The sequence below is a fragment of the Streptomyces sp. NPDC036822 genome, assembly GCF_055609145.1.
The window spans coordinates 421610-438800 of record NZ_JBVJPY010000003.1; the positions used below are offsets into that span (position 1 = coordinate 421610).

The following is a 17191-nucleotide window of genomic DNA, read 5'->3' on the forward strand; positions in this document are numbered from 1 at the left end:
GACGGGAATCGAACCCGCGCTATAAGCTTGGGAATCACCCGGTACTTGGTCCGCGCATAGCCGATGACCTGGGAAAACACCCACAGGGAGTAGTGTCGGACGTTCCGGTGAGCCCCTTGTTGACCGCCATGTACCGCTCCTACTGGCACGTTGTGGCACGGCATCCCGAGGGGCGTCATGGGAGACGGGTCTTCACTGCTTCACGGTGCCGCCGGGTCGTCCAGCGCCGGCGTACCCGGCCGCCGGTTTCGCCGAGGGCGACCAGGAGGGCGGCGAGGTAGGTGGTGTCATCGAGCTTGCCCGATGTCACGCGCCCATTCCGTACATCAAACCGGTACATGGGTTAGTCTTGGTACATGTCGATGAAGCGCACCAACGTCTACGCCGACCCGGAAGACCTCGCGATCATCAAGGAAGCGGCCAAGCGTCGCGGTATAAGCGAAGCCGAGATCATCCGGCAGGGCATCCACCTTGCCGCCATGGCCAACCGTGTCTGGGACGAGCCGCTGTTCTCCCGTACCTTCGCGGGCCCGGGGCGCACCCTCGCCAAGGGCGAGATCCGTGACGTCGTCGCCGACGCCGTCCAGCGTGACGCCACCCCTGGAGCCACAGTCGCGTGATCATCGTCATCGCCGACACGTCCGGCCTGTTGGCCGCGCTCGACTCCACACATCCCGAGCACGAGGCGGCGCAGGAGGCGATCATGGCCGCAGGACTCCTGGTCATGTCTCCGCTTCTGCTTGCCGAGCTCGACCACGTGGCCACCCGTGAACTCGGCCGCGAGGCCGCGTTGAGCGCGATCGACGACATTCGCGGCTGGATGCGCCGAGGCAGGGTCTCGGTGCCCGAGATCACCGAGACCCATCTGAGCGTCGCCCAATCCGTTCGCGTGCGTTACCGGGGGCTGGATCTCGATCTCGCGGACGCGGTGAACGTGTCCCTGGCCGCGGACTACGACACCGCCGCAATCCTCACCCTGGACCGCCGGGACTTCCGCGCCGTACGCCCCCTGGGGCGGCACAAGGCGTTCCGTGTCCTGCCTGATGATCTCCCGCTCTGAATCGGCAGTGCCATCTGGGAGTTCAAGGCAACAAGCAAGCCCCAGGTCTCTGACCTGGGGCTTTGCTGTGGAGCGGATGACGGGAATCGAACCCGCGCTATAAGCTTGGGAAGCTCATGTTCTACCATTAAACTACATCCGCGCGGCGGACCGAAGATCGGTACCGCAGACTCGGACACTGTACCCCATGCCGATGTTCGCGGCGAAGCCCGTCATCGCGGAGTGCCGCCTGGAGCGGTGTCCTCTTGGTCCCCTAATGTGGCTGTCTCGTCCAGCACTTGTCGGGGAAGGGACTTGATGGGTTCGATGGAGCGCACCGTCGTCCGTTGTGCCGAAGGGCACGTGTTCAGTACCGCTTCGTTCCCGCTGCAGCAGCTCGGGGCCGGGCGGATCGGGCCCGGGCGGCTCGTCCGGTGTCCGCGGTGTGCGCGGTTGCGGCATGCGGTGCCCGTGGAGCTTGAGCAGCGGTGATGTCCGTGGGCGCGGTCCCTGCCCGAGTGGGGCGGGCCCGCGCCCTCTGCGTATCGTGGGGGGGTGCTTCTCTCAGACAAGGACATCCGGGCCGAGATCGACGCCGGACGGGTACGCATCGACCCGTACGACGAATCCATGGTGCAGCCCTCGAGCATCGACGTGCGGCTTGACCGCTTCTTCCGGGTGTTCGAGAACCACCGCTACCCCCACATCGACCCCGCCGTCGAGCAGCTCGACCTGACGCGTGAGGTCGAGCCGGAGGGCGACGAGGCGTTCATCCTCCACCCCGGTGAGTTCGTACTCGCCTCGACCTACGAGGTCATCTCACTGCCCGACGACATCGCGTCGCGCCTGGAGGGCAAGAGCTCCCTCGGGCGGCTCGGGCTCGTCACGCACTCGACCGCCGGGTTCATCGACCCCGGGTTCTCCGGGCACGTGACCCTGGAGCTGTCGAACCTCGCGACCCTGCCGATCAAGCTGTGGCCGGGGATGAAGATCGGTCAGCTGTGCATGTTCCGGCTGAGCTCGCCCGCCGAGTTCCCGTACGGCAGCGAGCGGTACGGCTCGCGCTACCAGGGGCAGCGGGGGCCGACGGCCTCCCGGTCGTTCCTGAACTTCCATCGGTCCCAGGTGTGAGGCGGCTGTCGTCATGAGTGAAGTACGCGAGAACCTGACGTACGAGGGCTTCGGGATCGCCGTCCGCGAGCTCGCCCAGAGCATCGCCGACGACGGCTACGAGCCCGACATCGTGCTCTCCATCGCCCGCGGCGGCGTCTTCGTCGCCGGCGGGCTGGCCTACGCGCTGGACTGCAAGAACATCCACCTCGTGAACGTGGAGTTCTACACCGGCGTCGGGACCACCCTGGAGATGCCGGTCATGCTGGCGCCCGTCCCGAACGCGATCGACTTCTCCGACAAGAAGGTCCTGATCGCCGACGACGTCGCCGACACCGGCAAGACCCTCAAGCTCGTGCACGACTTCTGCGTCGACCACGTCGCCGAGGTCCGTTCCGCGGTCGTCTACGAGAAGTCGCACTCGCTCGTGAAGTGCGAGTACGTGTGGAAGAAGACCGACGAGTGGATCAACTTCCCCTGGTCGGTCTTGCCGCCCGTCATCCAGCGCGAGGGCCAGATCCTCGACGCCTGAGCCGCGCCGCCTGCCCCCCGGCCGCCCGACGAGCGGCACCCGGGCGTACGAGGCGGCCAGGCTGACGTGACGCCCAGGCACAGGAGAGGGGCCCCACCGCAGCCGGTGAGGCCCCTCTCGTGCGTTTCGTGGGGTCCCTACAGCGTGCCCAGCTTGATGATCGAGAGCAGCGCGACCAGTTGGATCGCCGACGCGCCCAGCGCCTTCGGCCACGGCAGGTCGTGCGAGCGGCTCACCATGGCGGTGAGCAGCGCGCCCGCCGCCAGCCAGGTGATCCAGCCGAGCACCTGCACCAGGCCGTTCTCGCCGCCCAGGAACATCGCGAAGATCAGCCGGGGGGCGTCCGTGATCGACATGATCAGCATCGACAGGCCCACGGTCGGCTGCCAGGAGCCGTCGCCGCCGAGCTGGCGGGCCAGCGTGTGGGTGACGGCGCCCAGGATCAGTCCGCCGACGACGAAGCCGACGCCGGTCATCAGGACGTACGGGATCGCCGTCGACAGGGTCGCGTTGATCGCCTCGTCGCGCGCCTGGTCGAAGCCGAAGATGGCGAGCAGGCCGTAGAGGAAGGTCACGACGAGCGCGGGGCCCCAGACGGCGTAGTCCCGCATCTGCAGGAACGTCGGCGCGGGGCGCAGCACGATGCCGCTCAGCAGGGCCTTCCAGGGCAGCCGGGGGCCCGTGGGGGCGGGGGCGGCCTGGTAGGAGGCGCCGTCGCCGTACGGGTCGTCGTGGATGCTGAACGCCCGTGTGTGGCCCGGGTTGTCCGCCGCGCCCGGGTGCGGCTGCGGGGCGTGCTGCGGGTGTGGTGCGTGCGGGTCGCCGAAGTACTCCGGCTCGCCGTACGCCTGCTGTTGCCCGTAGTTCTGCCCGTACTGCTGTCCGCCGGGGCCCTGCTGGGGCCACTGCTGCTGCGGGTACGGCGGCGGGGCCGCGTTGTACCCGTTCGGCGCCTGCTGCGGTCGTTGTTGCGGGGGGCGGTTGTCCCGGCCGCGTCCGTTCCTGAATCCAGCCACGTCATCGAACGTACCCGGTCGCGCCGCGAGGGGCTCGATCAGCACCGACCTTGCCGCTGAGCTGTGACATCCCCTAAGGGGTACCCCGGGGCCGTCAGGGGCGCGGGGCGGGCCCCGGAGACGACGGGAGGGCCGCCCCGCCGGATCGCGGGACGGCCCTCTCGTACGGACGGCGGTACGGGACTACTGCGCGGGCTCCGGCTCCGGCTCGGGCTCGGCCGGCAGCTCTTCGACCGGCTTCTTCACCGAGTCGAGGAGCAGCTGGGCCACGTCCACGACCTGGACGGACTCCTTGGCCTTGCCGTCGTTCTTCTTGCCGTTGACCGAGTCGGTCAGCATGACGAGGCAGAACGGGCAGGCGGTGGAGACGATGTCGGGGTTGAGGGACAGGGCCTCGTCGACGCGCTCGTTGTTGATGCGCTTGCCGATCCGCTCCTCCATCCACATCCGCGCGCCGCCGGCGCCGCAGCAGAAGCCGCGCTCCTTGTGGCGGTGCATCTCCTGCTGGCGCAGGCCGGGGACGGCCGACATGATCTCGCGCGGGGGCGTGTAGACCTTGTTGTGGCGGCCCAGGTAGCACGGGTCGTGGTAGGTGATCAGACCGTCGACGGGCGTCACCGGGATCAGCTTGCCCTCGTCGATGAGGTGCTGGAGCAGCTGCGTGTGGTGGATGACCTCGAACTCGCCGCCCAGCTGCGGGTACTCGTTCGCGATCGTGTTGAAGCAGTGCGGGCAGGTGGCGACGATCTTCTTCGCCGACTTCGGCTTCTTGGTCGACTCGTCCTCGTCGTCCTCGCCGAACGCCATGTTGAGCATGGCGACGTTCTCCTGGCCGAGCTGCTGGAACAGCGGCTCGTTGCCCAGGCGGCGGGGCGAGTCACCGGTGCACTTCTCCTCGCCACCCATGATCGCGAACTTGACGCCCGCCATGTGCAGCAGTTCGGCGAAGGCCTTGGTGGTCTTCTTGGCCCGGTCCTCCAGGGCGCCGGCGCAGCCGACCCAGTAGAGGTAGTCGACCTCGGTGAGGTCCTCGACGTCCTTGCCGACGATCGGGACCTCGAAGTCGACCTCCTTGGTCCACTCGACGCGCTGCTTCTTGGCCAGGCCCCAGGGGTTGCCCTTCTTCTCCAGGTTCTTGAGCATCGTGCCGGCCTCCGAGGGGAAGGCGGACTCGATCATCACCTGGTAGCGGCGCATGTCGACGATGTGGTCGATGTGCTCGATGTCGACCGGGCACTGCTCGACGCAGGCGCCGCAGGTGGTGCAGGACCACAGGACGTCCGGGTCGATGACGCCGTTCTCCTCGGCGGTGCCGATCAGCGGGCGCTCGGCCTCGGCGAGGGCGGATGCCGGGACGTCCTTCAGCTGCTCCTCGGACGCCCGCTCGTTGCCCTCCATGTCCTTGCCGCCGCCGGCCAGCAGGTACGGGGCCTTGGCGTGCGCGTGGTCGCGCAGCGACATGATCAGGAGCTTGGGGGAGAGCGGCTTGCCCGTGTTCCAGGCGGGGCACTGCGACTGACAGCGGCCGCACTCGGTGCAGGTGGAGAAGTCGAGGATGCCCTTCCAGGAGAACTGCTCGACCTGGGAGACACCGAAGACGGCGTCCTCGGCCGGGTCCTCCCAGTCGATCTCCTTGCCGGCCGTCGTCATCGGCAGGAGCGGGCCGAGCGCGGTGGAGCCGTCGGCGTTCCGCTTGAACCAGATGTTCGGGAAGCCGAGGAAACGGTGCCAGGCCACGCCCATGTTCGTGTTGAGCGAGACCGTGATCATCCAGGTGAAGGACGTGACGATCTTGAGCGCCGCGAAGAAGTAGGTGAGGTGCTGGATCGTGTTCAGGTCCAGCCCGTCGAGGGCGGCGATGAGCGGGTACGAGGCGAAGAAGCCGGGCTCCCAGCTCGTCACGTGGTGCTGGACGCCTTCGAGGGCGCGCAGCGTCATGATGCAGACGCCGACGATCAGGATGACGGCCTCGACGAAGTACGCCTGGCCGGTCTTCGAGCCGGTGAAGCGGGACTTGCGGCCCGCCCCGCCCGGCCGGTTCAGCTGCCGGATCACGATCAGGGTGAGGATGCCGAGGACGGTCATCAGGCCGAGGAACTCGGTGAAGACCTCGTAGGGCAGCCAGTCACCGATGACCGGGATCAGCCAGTCGGCCTGGAACAGCTGGCCGAAGGCGTTGACGATGGTGAGCAGCAGCGAGAAGAAGCCCACCGCCACGAACCAGTGCGCCACGCCGACGATGCCCCAGCGGTTCATGCGGGTGTGGCCGAGGAACTCCTTGGCCAGGGTGAGGGTGCGCTGCGTGGGGTCGCCGGTGCGGGTGCCCGTGGGGACGGGCTGACCGAGCTTCACGAAGCGGTAGATCTGCGCGATGGCGCGCCCGAACAGCGCGACGGCCACCACCGTGATGACGATCGACACGACGATCGCGGCGAGTTGCATGAGGGGCTCCTCGGGCGGGCCTGCGAGGCGGAGTGCCGACACTGCCGAGTGTGGCACTACTAAGCGGTAACTTATTCAGTCCGTGCTGAGATTACCGCTTCGGGGCGCCCCGCTGTAGCGGCGCCCGCGGTGATCTGTGTCGCTCAGGCAAGCCTTGCCGGCGGAGTGGTTCCCGCCGTCGCGCGACGTCTGCGGACTGCTGGAAGCGTACGCGCCAGGATGGCCAGATCCATGCCGAGCCAGTGGTGGTCCACATAGTGGAGGTCGAGCAGTTCGCGCTCCTCCCACGGCAGCTCCGAACGGCCGCTGACCTGCCACAGGCCGGTGACCCCCGGGCGTACGGAGAGACGGCGGCGGGCCTCGCCCGCGCATTCGCGGTGGCCGGGGACCAGCGGGCAGGGGCCCACGAGGGACATCTCCCCCCGGACGACGTGGAGCAGCAGCGGCAGCGCGGCGAACGGTCCGGGCGTGCGGAAGGTCAGTATCCGGAACGTCCTGCCCTGGCGGCCGGCCATCGTCCGCCGGCACAGCACCGCGCCGGGGCGCTCCTCCTTGCCGGGGCGCTCGGGGCGCTCGGGGCGCTCCGGGGGTTCGGAGGGCTCGGTGCGCCCGGGGCGTCCGCCCCCGCCGTGGGCCCGTTCGCCGTCGGGGCGCCGCCCCTCGCCCGCCGGGCGCGTGGCGAGGAGCAGGGCGACGCCGAGGAGGAGGGGGGACAGGAGGAGCAGCAGGGTCAGTCCGCCCATGAGGTCGAGTGCGCGCTTGGCCGTCATGCCCCCACCACACCCTTTCGTGGGATATTCGTGAGGTATCGGACTCTCTCACGGAGCGGTGTCCGGGCCGGGGGACCGACGCGCCCGAGGGCCGGTCGGACGGCCCCCTTTGAGCCATCCGCAGGACGAAGAGTTGAGTCGGGGACGCTCAGGTCTGTTGACGCGATGGGGCCCGTGGTGCATCCTTGAGTCAGTTCCACTCAAGTCGGTAGCTGGAGGAATCGAAATGGCACGTGCGGTCGGCATCGACCTGGGCACGACTAACTCCGTCGTCAGCGTTCTGGAAGGCGGCGAGCCCACCGTCATCACCAACGCCGAGGGCGCCAGGACCACGCCGTCCGTCGTCGCCTTCGCGAAGAACGGTGAGGTGCTCGTCGGCGAGGTCGCCAAGCGCCAGGCGGTCACGAACGTCGACAGGACCATCCGGTCGGTCAAGCGCCACATGGGCACCGACTGGAAGATCGACATCGACGGCAAGAGCTTCAACCCGCAGCAGATGAGCGCCTTCATCCTGCAGAAGCTGAAGCGCGACGCCGAGGCCTACCTGGGCGAGAAGGTCGTCGACGCGGTCATCACCGTCCCGGCGTACTTCAACGACTCCGAGCGTCAGGCGACGAAGGAGGCCGGTGAGATCGCGGGCCTCAACGTCCTGCGCATCGTCAACGAGCCGACCGCGGCCGCCCTGGCCTACGGCCTCGACAAGGACGACCAGACGATCCTCGTCTTCGACCTCGGTGGCGGCACCTTCGACGTGTCGCTCCTGGAGATCGGCGACGGCGTCGTCGAGGTGAAGGCCACCAACGGTGACAACCACCTCGGTGGTGACGACTGGGACCAGCGTGTCGTCGACTACCTGGTGAAGCAGTTCGCCAACGGTCACGGCGTCGACCTGGCCAAGGACAAGATGGCTCTCCAGCGTCTCCGCGAGGCCGCGGAGAAGGCGAAGATCGAGCTGTCGTCCTCCACCGAGACGTCGATCAACCTGCCGTACATCACGGCCTCCGCCGAGGGCCCGCTGCACCTGGAGGAGAAGCTCACCCGGGCGCAGTTCCAGCAGCTCACGGCCGACCTGCTCGAGCGCTGCAAGACCCCGTTCCACAACGTCATCAAGGACGCGGGCATCCAGCTCTCCGAGATCGACCACGTCGTTCTCGTCGGTGGCTCCACCCGTATGCCCGCCGTCGCCGAGCTCGTCAAGGAGCTGACCGGCGGCCAGGAGGCCAACAAGGGTGTGAACCCGGACGAGGTCGTCGCCATCGGCGCCGCCCTGCAGGCCGGTGTCCTGAAGGGTGAGGTCAAGGACGTCCTGCTCCTCGACGTCACCCCGCTGTCCCTCGGTATCGAGACCAAGGGCGGCATCATGACCAAGCTCATCGAGCGCAACACCACGATCCCGACCAAGCGGTCCGAGATCTTCACGACGGCCGAGGACAACCAGCCGTCCGTGCAGATCCAGGTCTACCAGGGCGAGCGCGAGATCGCGGCGTACAACAAGAAGCTCGGCATGTTCGAGCTGACCGGTCTGCCGCCGGCGCCGCGTGGCGTCCCGCAGATCGAGGTCGCCTTCGACATCGACGCCAACGGCATCATGCACGTGACCGCGAAGGACCTGGGCACGGGCAAGGAGCAGAAGATGACCGTCACCGGCGGCTCCTCGCTGCCGAAGGACGAGGTCGACCGGATGCGCCAGGAGGCCGAGCAGTACGCGGACGAGGACCACCGTCGTCGCGAGGCCGCCGAGTCCCGCAACCAGGGCGAGCAGCTCGTCTACCAGACGGAGAAGTTCCTCAAGGACAACGAGGACAAGGTCCCCGGTGACGTCAAGACCGAGGTCGAGACCGCCGTCGCCGAGCTGAAGGAGAAGCTCAAGGGCGAGGACACCGCGGAGATCCGTACGGCCACCGAGAAGGTCGCGGCCGTCTCCCAAAAGCTCGGCCAGGCGATGTACGCCGACGCCCAGGCCTCGCAGGCCACGGGCGGCGAGGCCCCGGGCGCCGACGCCAAGGCCGACGACGACGTCGTCGACGCCGAGATCGTCGACGACGAGAAGCCGAAGGGCGGCGCTGTCTGATGACGGAGGAGACCCCGGGCTTCGAGGAGAAGCCCGACGTCCCCTCCGGCGCCGAATCTGACGACGCCGTCGAGGCCGCCGAGACCCCCTCGCAGGAGGAGGGCTCGGCGGCCCCGGCCGGGGACGCAGCCCAGACGGCCGGCCTGACGGCCCAGCTGGACCAGCTCCGCAGCGCGCTCGGTGAGCGCACCGCGGACCTCCAGCGGCTCCAGGCCGAGTACCAGAACTACCGCCGCCGCGTGGAGCGGGACCGGGTCACGGTCAAGGAGATCGCCATCGCGAGCCTCCTGTCCGAGCTCCTGCCTGTGCTCGACGACGTCGGCAGGGCCCGGGACCACGGCGAACTCGTGGGCGGGTTCAAGTCGGTGGCCGAATCGCTGGAGACCGTCGTCGCCAAGATGGGACTCCAGCAGTTCGGCAAGGAGGGCGAGCCCTTCGACCCGACGATCCACGAGGCCCTGATGCACTCGTACGCGCCGGACGTCACCGAGACGACCTGCGTGGCGATCCTGCAGCCGGGGTACCGAATCGGCGAGCGGACCATCAGGCCCGCGCGCGTGGCGGTGGCCGAGCCCCAGCCCGGGGCGACGCCGGCCGCGAAGGAAGAGAAGTCGGCAGACGAGGAGAGCGGTGGCCCCGAAGAGAGTGCGTGACACGACCCCGCGAGCACACGCGGAGCCGGATCGCACCCCCTGCGGGCCGACGTGAAGATCGTCCGGGAGGAGGGACGTCGATGAGCACGAAGGACTTCGTCGAGAAGGACTACTACAAGGTTCTCGGCGTCCCCAAGGACGCCACCGACGCCGAGATCAAGAAGGCGTACCGGAAGCTCGCCCGCGAGAACCATCCGGACGCCAACAAGGGCGACATCAAGGCGGAGGAGCGCTTCAAGGAGATCTCCGAGGCGAACGACATCCTCGGTGACCCCAAGAAGCGCAAGGAGTACGACGACGCCCGCGCGCTCTTCGGCAACGGAGGCTTCCGTGCCGGACCGGGCGGCGCGGGCGGAACGTTCAACTTCGACCTGGGCGACCTCTTCGGCGGCGCCCAGGGCCCGGCCGGAGCCGGCGGCTTCGGGGGCGGCCTCGGAGACGTCTTCGGCGGACTGTTCAACCGCGGCGCGGGCGGCCCCGCCGGTGCGCGGACGCAGCCCCGCCGCGGCCAGGACATCGAGTCCGAGGTGACGCTCAGCTTCACCGAGGCCGTGGACGGGGCCACCGTGCCCCTCCGGATGTCCTCCCAGCAGCCCTGCAAGGCCTGTTCCGGCACCGGCGACAAGAACGGCACCCCGCGCGTCTGCCCGACCTGCGTCGGCACCGGCCAGGTCTCGCGCGGCGGCAGCGGCTCCTTCTCGCTCACCGACCCCTGCGTGGACTGCAAGGGGCGCGGCCTCATCGCCGAGACCCCCTGCGAGGTCTGCAAGGGCAGCGGCCGGGCCAAGTCCTCGCGCACGATGCAGGTCCGCATCCCCGCCGGAGTCTCCGACGGCCAGCGGATCCGGCTGCGCGGCAAGGGCGCGCCGGGCGAGCGCGGCGGCCCGGGCGGCGACCTGTACGTCGTCGTCCACGTCGACACGCACCCGGTCTTCGGCCGCAAGGACGACAACCTCACCGTCACCGTGCCCGTCAGCTTCGACGAGGCGGCGCTCGGCGGCGAGATCAAGGTGCCGACCCTGGGCGGACCCCCGGTCACGCTGAAACTGCCCGCCGGCACGCCCAACGGCCGGACCATGCGCGCCCGCGGCAAGGGCGCGGTCCGCAAGGACGGCACCCGGGGCGACCTGCTGGTGACGGTGGAGGTCGCGGTGCCCAAGGAGCTGGACGACAAGGCCCGCGAAGCCCTCGAGACGTACCGCGAGGCGACGGCGGGCGAGGACCCCAGAGCAGAACTCTTCCAGGCCGCGAAGGGAGCTTGACGCGATGGACATCCGACCGGGGCGCAGCCGCAATCCGTACGAACTGACCGACGAGACACCGGTGTACGTCATCTCGGTGGCGGCCCAGCTGTCGGGTCTGCACCCGCAGACCCTGCGCCAGTACGACCGTCTCGGCCTGGTCTCCCCGGACCGTACGGCCGGGCGCGGCCGGCGCTACTCGGCCCGTGACATCGAACTGCTGCGTACCGTGCAGCAGTTGTCGCAGGACGAGGGCATCAACCTGGCGGGTATCAAGCGCATCATCGAGCTGGAGAACCAGGTCGCGGCGCTCCAGGCCCGGGTGGCCGAGCTGTCGGCCGCCGTGGACGGCGCGGCGATGGCGATGCAGCAGCGCGAGGCGCAGGTGCACGCCTCGTACCGGCGCGATCTCGTTCCGTACCAGGACGTGCAGCAGGCGAGCGCGCTGGTGGTCTGGCGGCCCAAGCGCGGCGAGTGACCCGGGCGCGACGTCGACCGTCAGGGCTTCAAGGTTCCGGCCGACCCGGGCGCGACGCCGACCGGGAGGGCCGTAAGGCTCCGGCCCCCTCACGACGCCAAGGCCCCCTCCGTTCCGGTTCTCCCGGCGCGGAGGGGGCCTTTGCGCTGCCCGGGGTCCCCGGGTGCCCTCACCCGTGTCGGGGGGCCTCTCGGGCCCGCCAGGAGACGCTCCCGGACCCCTGCGGGGATGGGCCTGGCCCGCGGCCCGGCGGACCGGCTCGTTCCCGCCCTCGGGGGTGGCTCAGGGGATCAGTTCCCCCACGATGTCCCCGACCGTCTCCCACGAGGGTGCCGCGCCCGTGCCGAAGGCGGCCGCGAGGGCGGTGCCGACGGCGATGTCCAGGGGGCTCGGGGCCGCCGGTGTCGTCCAGTCGGTGTCGACCCTGCCGTCGCCCGAGGACTCCAGGGTGCCCAGGCGGCGGCCGTCGCGCAGGAGCCGGCTGGCCACGTGCGAGCAGGGGAGGAGCCGGTAGCGGGTGCCCAGGACCGTTGCGTCCACGCGGTAGGACCGCCGCAGCAGGCGGCCCCGGGCGGGCCGGACGCGGGCGGGCCGCCCGTCGACGGTGAGCGCGAGCGCGGCGCGGTCACGGGTGCCGATGGGCACCAGGCGGTTCACGCGGGCGCCCGGCGCCCGCACCAGCTCCACGGTGGGCAGTCCGTGGCCGGACACCCGCAGCCTTCCGGCCGGGCCGTCCAGGTCGATCCGTACGTACATCGTCAGCCGTCCTGCTCCAGGATCCCGGACTGGGCGATCAGGAAGCCGAGCTGCGCCCGGCTGCCGCTGCCGAGGGCGGCGGCGAGCTTGGCTATGTGGGCGCGGCAGGTGCGGACGTTCATGCCGAGGCGGCGCGCGATGGCCTCGTCGACGTGGCCCTCGACGAGGAGCTTGGCGATGGAGCGTTGGACTCCGCCGATGCCGTCCACGGACGGGCTGTAGGGGATCTCCTCCTCCCACGGCACGCCGTGCAGCCAGAACTGGTCGAAGACGCCGACGAGGTACTGGACCAGGCCCTCGTGGCGCAGTTCGAGCGCCACCCGCCGGTCCGACCGGGCCGGCACGAACGCGATCTTGCGGTCGACGATGATCAGCCGGTCGATGATCTCCTCGAGGGTGCGCACCTCGAGCCCGTACGGCGCGATCCGTTCGACGTACCCCATCGTGGCGGAGTGGTGCCGCGCGGTGTGCTGGTAGAGGGTGCGCATGCGGATCCCGCGGTCGAGCAGGGGCTCCACCCGCCGCAGGCCCGCCTGCACGACCTCCGGCTTGCGCCCGCTGCCCGGCTGGATGGTGAGCAGCTCCTCGGTGCACTCGTTGATGACCCGGTCGAGCGTGGCGTTGATGAGGCTGAGGCCCTCCAGGACGGTGATCGCCTGGGTGGCCGACGGGTCGGGCGCGTTGATCGTCATGAATGGCTCGAACGTGTCCGCCAGCGAGATGGCCAGCTGCCGACGCTGCTGGATCTCCCGCTCGATGGGGTGTATGAGCTTGTTCAACGCGATGGACGGCGGGATGGGCCGCAGCCACTGGGAGTCGTCCGGGTCGGGGTGCAGCAGCGACAGTTCGATCAGGCAGGGGACGGGTTCGACCTCCGCCCGGGCGATCCGTCCGGCCCGCAAAGCGGTCGCGTACACACGTTTTCCGGCGTCGCACAGCTCGCCCGGACCGTGCCGTGTGTCGGTATCACCCTGCTTCGGCTCCATTTGCACCCCCCTCAGGGTCCTGAATTACAGGAACATGATGCCTGGCATCGCTGGTGGAAGGGTTCGGAGTGAGCCATCGTCTTATTCGCGGGGGAGGAGGTAATGATCAAAAGAGGTGGAGATCGGCCATGACCAGGATGGTTCGTGCACTTGGCGCCATAGCTTTCGCTGCTGCGGCTGCCCTCGGCGCTCTCGCCCTCGACGGCGAGCCGACGTGGGACACACCGCCCGCGAACAACGTTGTCGCCGCCCCGGGCGAACCGACGTGGGACTCCACGCCGACGGTCGCGGGGGAGCCCACATGGGACTTCGTGCCGACGGTCAAGGGGGAGCCCACGTGGGACTCCGTGAAGACCGTCGAGCGCGAGCCGACGTGGGACTCCCTCCCGGCGGGCGCGGACGCATGACCGTGCCGCCGGACGACCGGGTCTTCCGGCGGGAGATGGCCTCGGCCTACCGATCCGGGTGGCATTTCATCGACCTCGTCACGGCCATTCCCCACCGTGGTGATTCGTTGATGGTCACTCTCTTCGGAGAACCGATCGTCGTCGCTCGTGAGCAGGACGAGGACGTCCGCGCCTACCGGTGCCTGCGGAGGCCGCGTGGCGCCCCGCAGCCGGTCCGCTGTGCCATCCGGTACGGCATGATTTTCGTCAATCTCGACCAGCGTGACCACCAGCTGCTCGAGCCCGAGACCATCACCGCCACCCCCCGCAGTGCCTGAGCGATTCCCCCGTCGTTGTAGATCGCTCAGGTGCTTCCCCCACACAGCGGCGCCATCGCGGACCTGAAACGCGATGGCGCCGTTGTGCTGTCCGGGTTCGGGTCGTCGGGCGGACGAGACCCGCGCGCGGTCGCCCGGGTGCGGCAGGGGCGGGTGTCCCCCCGGGTGCCGGCTGTCTCCCCGGATGCCGGCGAGGTCCGCCTCAGGCCCGGCCCATCGCCCGGGTCAGGGCGATCTCGATGACCACCCGGTCGGGGTTCGGCGTCGGGACCCGGCCGTAGCGCTCGGCGTAGCGGTTCACCGCGTCCGCGACGACCTCCGGCTCGGTACGGATGCGGGCCACGCCCTCCAGGGTCGCCCAGCGCCCCTTGTCCACCTGGCAGACCGCCACGCGCGCGCCCTCGGACCCCGCCGCCAGGACGTTGGCCACCTTGTGGCTGTGCTTGTTGGTGATCACCCGGGCGATGCCGTTCTCGCCGCCCTCGGGGTCGTAGGTCACCCCCACCGCCACCACGTGCGGCGTCCCGTCCGGGCGGGGCGTCGTCAGGGTGCACATGTGGTAGTCCCGCCAGAAGCTGAGGTACGAGTCGTCCGGGTTCCTCGGGTCAGTCGCCATGCCGCCAAGGCTATCCTTGAGTGGAATGGACTCAACTTTGTGTACGCTATAGGAGTCATACGAGGCCAGCCCGCTGTGACAGGAGGAGAGACCGCACGTGGACGCCGAACTGACCAACAAGAGCCGGGACGCCCTCAACGCCGCGAGCAGCCGCGCCGTGTCCGAGGGCCATCCCGACCTGACCCCCGCGCACGTCCTCCTGGCGCTGCTCGCCGGCCAGGACAACGAGAACGTCACCGACCTGCTCGCGGCCGTCGAAGCCGACCAGGCCGCTGTACGGTCCGGTGCGGAGCGGCTCCTCGCCGCCCAGCCCAGCGTGACCGGATCCACGGTCGCGCCGCCGCAGCCCAGCCGCGACCTGCTCGCCGTCATCGCCGACGCCGACCAGCGCGCCAAGGAGCTCGGGGACGACTACCTGTCCACCGAGCACCTGCTGATCGGGATCGCGGCGAAGGGCGGTCAGGCGGGCGAGCTCCTCGCCCAGCAGGGGGCGAGTGCCACGAGCCTCCTGGACGCGTTCGAGAAGAGCAGGGGAGGGCGCAGGGTGACCACACCCGACCCGGAGGGTCAGTACAAGGCGCTGGAGAAGTTCGGTACGGACTTCACGGCGGCCGCGCGGGAAGGAAAGCTGGATCCCGTCATCGGGCGCGACCAGGAGATCCGGCGCGTCGTCCAGGTCCTCTCGCGCCGGACCAAGAACAACCCGGTCCTCATCGGCGAGCCCGGGGTCGGCAAGACCGCCGTCGTCGAGGGCCTCGCCCAGCGGATCGTGAAGGGCGACGTGCCCGAGTCCCTGCGGAACAAGCGCCTGGTCTCGCTCGACCTCGGCGCGATGGTCGCGGGCGCCAAGTACCGCGGCGAGTTCGAGGAGCGCCTGAAGACCGTCCTCTCCGAGATCAAGGCCAGCGACGGCCAGATCATCACCTTCATCGACGAGCTGCACACCGTCGTCGGCGCGGGCGCCGGCGGCGACTCCGCGATGGACGCGGGCAACATGCTCAAGCCGATGCTGGCCCGCGGCGAGCTGCGCATGGTCGGCGCGACGACCCTCGACGAGTACCGCGAGCGGATCGAGAAGGACCCCGCCCTGGAGCGCCGCTTCCAGCAGGTCCTCGTCGCCGAGCCCACGGTCGAGGACACCATCGCGATCCTGCGCGGTCTCAAGGGCCGGTACGAGGCCCACCACAAGGTCCAGATCGCCGACTCCGCGCTGGTGGCCGCCGCCACCCTCTCCGACCGGTACATCACCTCCCGGTTCCTGCCCGACAAGGCCATCGACCTCGTCGACGAGGCCGCCTCGCGGCTCCGGATGGAGATCGACTCCTCGCCCGTCGAGATCGACGAGCTCCAGCGCGCCGTGGACCGGCTGCGGATGGAGGAGCTGGCGCTCAAGAACGAGAGCGACCCCGCCTCCGTGCAGCGCCTGGAGAAGCTGCGCCGCGACCTCGCCGACAAGGAGGAGGAGCTGCGCGGCCTGACCGCCCGCTGGGAGAAGGAGAAGCAGGGCCTCAACCGCGTCGGCGAGCTGAAGGAGAAGCTCGACGAGCTGCGCGGCCAGGCCGAGCGCGCCCAGCGCGACGGAGACTTCGACACCGCCTCCAAGCTGCTGTACGGCGAGATCCCCTCGCTGGAGCGGGAGCTGGAGGAGGCCAGCGAGGCCGAGCAGGAGGCCGCCAAGGACACCATGGTCAAGGACGAGGTCGGCTCCGACGACATCGCGGACGTGGTCGGCTCCTGGACCGGCATCCCGGCCGGCCGCCTCCTGGAGGGCGAGACGCAGAAGCTGCTGCGGATGGAGGACGAGCTGGGCCGGCGCCTGATCGGCCAGACCGAGGCGGTCCGGGCGGTCTCCGACGCCGTGCGCCGGACCCGCGCCGGCATCGCCGACCCCGACCGGCCCACCGGTTCCTTCCTCTTCCTCGGCCCCACCGGCGTCGGCAAGACCGAGCTGGCGAAGGCACTCGCCGACTTCCTCTTCGACGACGAGCGCGCCATGGTCCGCATCGACATGTCGGAGTACGGCGAGAAGCACAGCGTGGCCCGGCTCGTCGGCGCGCCTCCCGGCTACGTCGGCTACGAGGAGGGCGGCCAGCTCACGGAGGCGGTCCGCCGCCGCCCGTACAGCGTGGTCCTGCTGGACGAGGTGGAGAAGGCGCACCCGGAGGTCTTCGACGTCCTGCTGCAGGTCCTCGACGACGGCCGGCTGACCGACGGCCAGGGCCGGACGGTGGACTTCCGCAACACCATCCTGATCCTCACCTCGAACCTGGGCAGCCAGTACCTGGTCGACCCCCTGACCGGTGCGGAGGAGAAGAAGCAGCGGGTCCTGGAGGTGGTCAGGGCCTCCTTCAAGCCGGAGTTCCTCAACCGTCTCGACGACCTGGTGGTCTTCTCTGCCCTCGACAAGGCCGAACTGAGCCGGATCGCCCGGCTCCAGATCGAGCGGCTCGCCAAGCGGCTCGCCGAACGCCGGCTCACGCTCGACGTCACCCCGGCGGCGCTGGAGTGGCTGGCCGACGAGGGCAACGACCCGGCGTACGGCGCCCGCCCGCTGCGCCGCCTGATCCAGACGGCGATCGGCGACCGGCTCGCGAAGGAGATCCTCGCGGGCGAGATCACGGACGGCGACACCGTCCGCGTCGACCGCTTCGAGGACGGTCTGATCGTGGGACCGGCGACGTGACAGCGGTGGCCTGACCCGGTCACGGACAGCTCCGCCTCTCCGCCATGGGGAGCAGATCTTGTCAGCCCGCAGCG

At 69.7% G+C, this 17191-nt stretch carries 18 protein-coding genes and 1 tRNA gene; 11 read left to right on the forward strand and 8 right to left on the reverse strand.

The window, feature by feature from the left end; all coding sequences use genetic code 11:
• Positions 1-175: 175 nt before the first annotated feature.
• Positions 176-310 carry a hypothetical protein gene (locus ACZ68P_RS09440; protein WP_471004506.1) on the reverse strand — a complete coding sequence of 45 codons (135 nt, stop codon included), beginning with the start codon at positions 308-310 and terminating at the stop codon, positions 176-178.
• A gap of 46 nt (positions 311-356) precedes the next feature.
• On the opposite strand from ACZ68P_RS09440, the gene ACZ68P_RS09445 reads away from it, so the two are divergent.
• Both ACZ68P_RS09445 and ACZ68P_RS09450 read left to right on the forward strand, forming a co-directional pair.
• On the forward strand, positions 357-620 hold the full coding sequence (locus tag ACZ68P_RS09445; protein WP_327375385.1) for a ribbon-helix-helix domain-containing protein: 264 nt from the start codon (positions 357-359) through the stop codon (positions 618-620).
• Complete coding sequence (locus ACZ68P_RS09450) at positions 617-1060, forward strand: PIN domain-containing protein (protein WP_471004509.1); 444 nt, start codon at positions 617-619, stop codon at positions 1058-1060. Before ACZ68P_RS09445 ends, ACZ68P_RS09450 begins: the two co-directional genes overlap by 4 nt.
• Before the next feature lie 68 nt (positions 1061-1128).
• Here ACZ68P_RS09450 and ACZ68P_RS09455 read toward each other — a convergent pair.
• Positions 1129-1202 (reverse strand) — tRNA-Gly (locus tag ACZ68P_RS09455).
• A 392-nt stretch (positions 1203-1594) separates the two neighbouring features.
• On the opposite strand from ACZ68P_RS09455, the gene dcd reads away from it, so the two are divergent.
• A complete protein-coding gene (gene dcd, locus ACZ68P_RS09460) occupies positions 1595-2170 on the forward strand; it encodes a dCTP deaminase (RefSeq protein ID WP_365712993.1) in 576 nt (191 codons plus the stop codon).
• A 13-nt stretch (positions 2171-2183) separates the two neighbouring features.
• The gene (locus tag ACZ68P_RS09465; RefSeq protein WP_471004511.1) at positions 2184-2681 is read left to right on the forward strand and encodes a phosphoribosyltransferase; all 498 of its coding nucleotides are present in this window, start codon (positions 2184-2186) and stop codon (positions 2679-2681) included.
• A 137-nt stretch (positions 2682-2818) separates the two neighbouring features.
• On the opposite strand, the gene ACZ68P_RS09470 is transcribed toward ACZ68P_RS09465, so the two are convergent.
• The 3 genes from ACZ68P_RS09470 to ACZ68P_RS09480 form a co-directional block, all read right to left on the reverse strand.
• The gene (locus ACZ68P_RS09470; RefSeq protein WP_471004513.1) at positions 2819-3697 is read right to left on the reverse strand and encodes a Yip1 family protein; all 879 of its coding nucleotides are present in this window, start codon (positions 3695-3697) and stop codon (positions 2819-2821) included.
• A 183-nt stretch (positions 3698-3880) separates the two neighbouring features.
• The gene (locus tag ACZ68P_RS09475) at positions 3881-6139 is read right to left on the reverse strand and encodes a (Fe-S)-binding protein (RefSeq protein WP_471004515.1); all 2259 of its coding nucleotides are present in this window, start codon (positions 6137-6139) and stop codon (positions 3881-3883) included.
• A gap of 143 nt (positions 6140-6282) precedes the next feature.
• Complete coding sequence (locus ACZ68P_RS09480; protein WP_471004517.1) at positions 6283-6909, reverse strand: sugar transferase; 627 nt, start codon at positions 6907-6909, stop codon at positions 6283-6285.
• A gap of 226 nt (positions 6910-7135) precedes the next feature.
• On the opposite strand from ACZ68P_RS09480, the gene dnaK reads away from it, so the two are divergent.
• The 4 genes from dnaK (at position 7136) to ACZ68P_RS09500 (ending at position 11352) form a co-directional block, all read left to right on the forward strand.
• Positions 7136-8980: a molecular chaperone DnaK gene (gene dnaK / locus ACZ68P_RS09485; protein WP_471004519.1), complete on the forward strand. Its 1845-nt coding sequence runs from the start codon at positions 7136-7138 to the stop codon at positions 8978-8980.
• A complete protein-coding gene (gene grpE / locus ACZ68P_RS09490; RefSeq protein WP_365712978.1) occupies positions 8980-9633 on the forward strand; it encodes a nucleotide exchange factor GrpE in 654 nt (217 codons plus the stop codon). Before dnaK ends, grpE begins: the two co-directional genes overlap by 1 nt.
• 80 nt (positions 9634-9713) lie before the next feature.
• Positions 9714-10895, forward strand: coding sequence for a molecular chaperone DnaJ (gene dnaJ, locus ACZ68P_RS09495; protein ID WP_471004522.1), 1182 nt, complete (start codon positions 9714-9716; stop codon positions 10893-10895).
• Positions 10896-10899: 4 nt separating this feature from the next.
• The gene (locus tag ACZ68P_RS09500) at positions 10900-11352 is read left to right on the forward strand and encodes a heat shock protein transcriptional repressor HspR (RefSeq protein ID WP_471004524.1); all 453 of its coding nucleotides are present in this window, start codon (positions 10900-10902) and stop codon (positions 11350-11352) included.
• Positions 11353-11634: 282 nt separating this feature from the next.
• On the opposite strand, the gene ACZ68P_RS09505 is transcribed toward ACZ68P_RS09500, so the two are convergent.
• Positions 11635-12108, reverse strand: coding sequence for a hypothetical protein (locus tag ACZ68P_RS09505; RefSeq protein WP_471004526.1), 474 nt, complete (start codon positions 12106-12108; stop codon positions 11635-11637).
• A 2-nt stretch (positions 12109-12110) separates the two neighbouring features.
• Complete coding sequence (locus ACZ68P_RS09510; RefSeq protein WP_365712970.1) at positions 12111-13094, reverse strand: helix-turn-helix transcriptional regulator; 984 nt, start codon at positions 13092-13094, stop codon at positions 12111-12113.
• A gap of 128 nt (positions 13095-13222) precedes the next feature.
• On the opposite strand from ACZ68P_RS09510, the gene ACZ68P_RS09515 reads away from it, so the two are divergent.
• On the forward strand, positions 13223-13501 hold the full coding sequence (locus ACZ68P_RS09515; protein WP_471004529.1) for a hypothetical protein: 279 nt from the start codon (positions 13223-13225) through the stop codon (positions 13499-13501).
• Positions 13498-13818, forward strand: coding sequence for a (2Fe-2S)-binding protein (locus tag ACZ68P_RS09520; RefSeq protein WP_329118791.1), 321 nt, complete (start codon positions 13498-13500; stop codon positions 13816-13818). The genes ACZ68P_RS09515 and ACZ68P_RS09520 overlap by 4 nt, the downstream gene beginning before the upstream one ends.
• Before the next feature lie 202 nt (positions 13819-14020).
• Here the strand turns inward: ACZ68P_RS09520 and ACZ68P_RS09525 are convergent, their stop codons facing one another.
• A complete protein-coding gene (locus ACZ68P_RS09525; RefSeq protein WP_471004531.1) occupies positions 14021-14434 on the reverse strand; it encodes a pyridoxamine 5'-phosphate oxidase family protein in 414 nt (137 codons plus the stop codon).
• A gap of 97 nt (positions 14435-14531) precedes the next feature.
• Here ACZ68P_RS09525 and clpB point away from each other — a divergent pair, with 97 nt between their 5' ends.
• On the forward strand, positions 14532-17117 hold the full coding sequence (gene clpB, locus ACZ68P_RS09530; RefSeq protein WP_471004533.1) for an ATP-dependent chaperone ClpB: 2586 nt from the start codon (positions 14532-14534) through the stop codon (positions 17115-17117).
• The last annotated feature ends 74 nt before the right edge of the window (positions 17118-17191 follow it).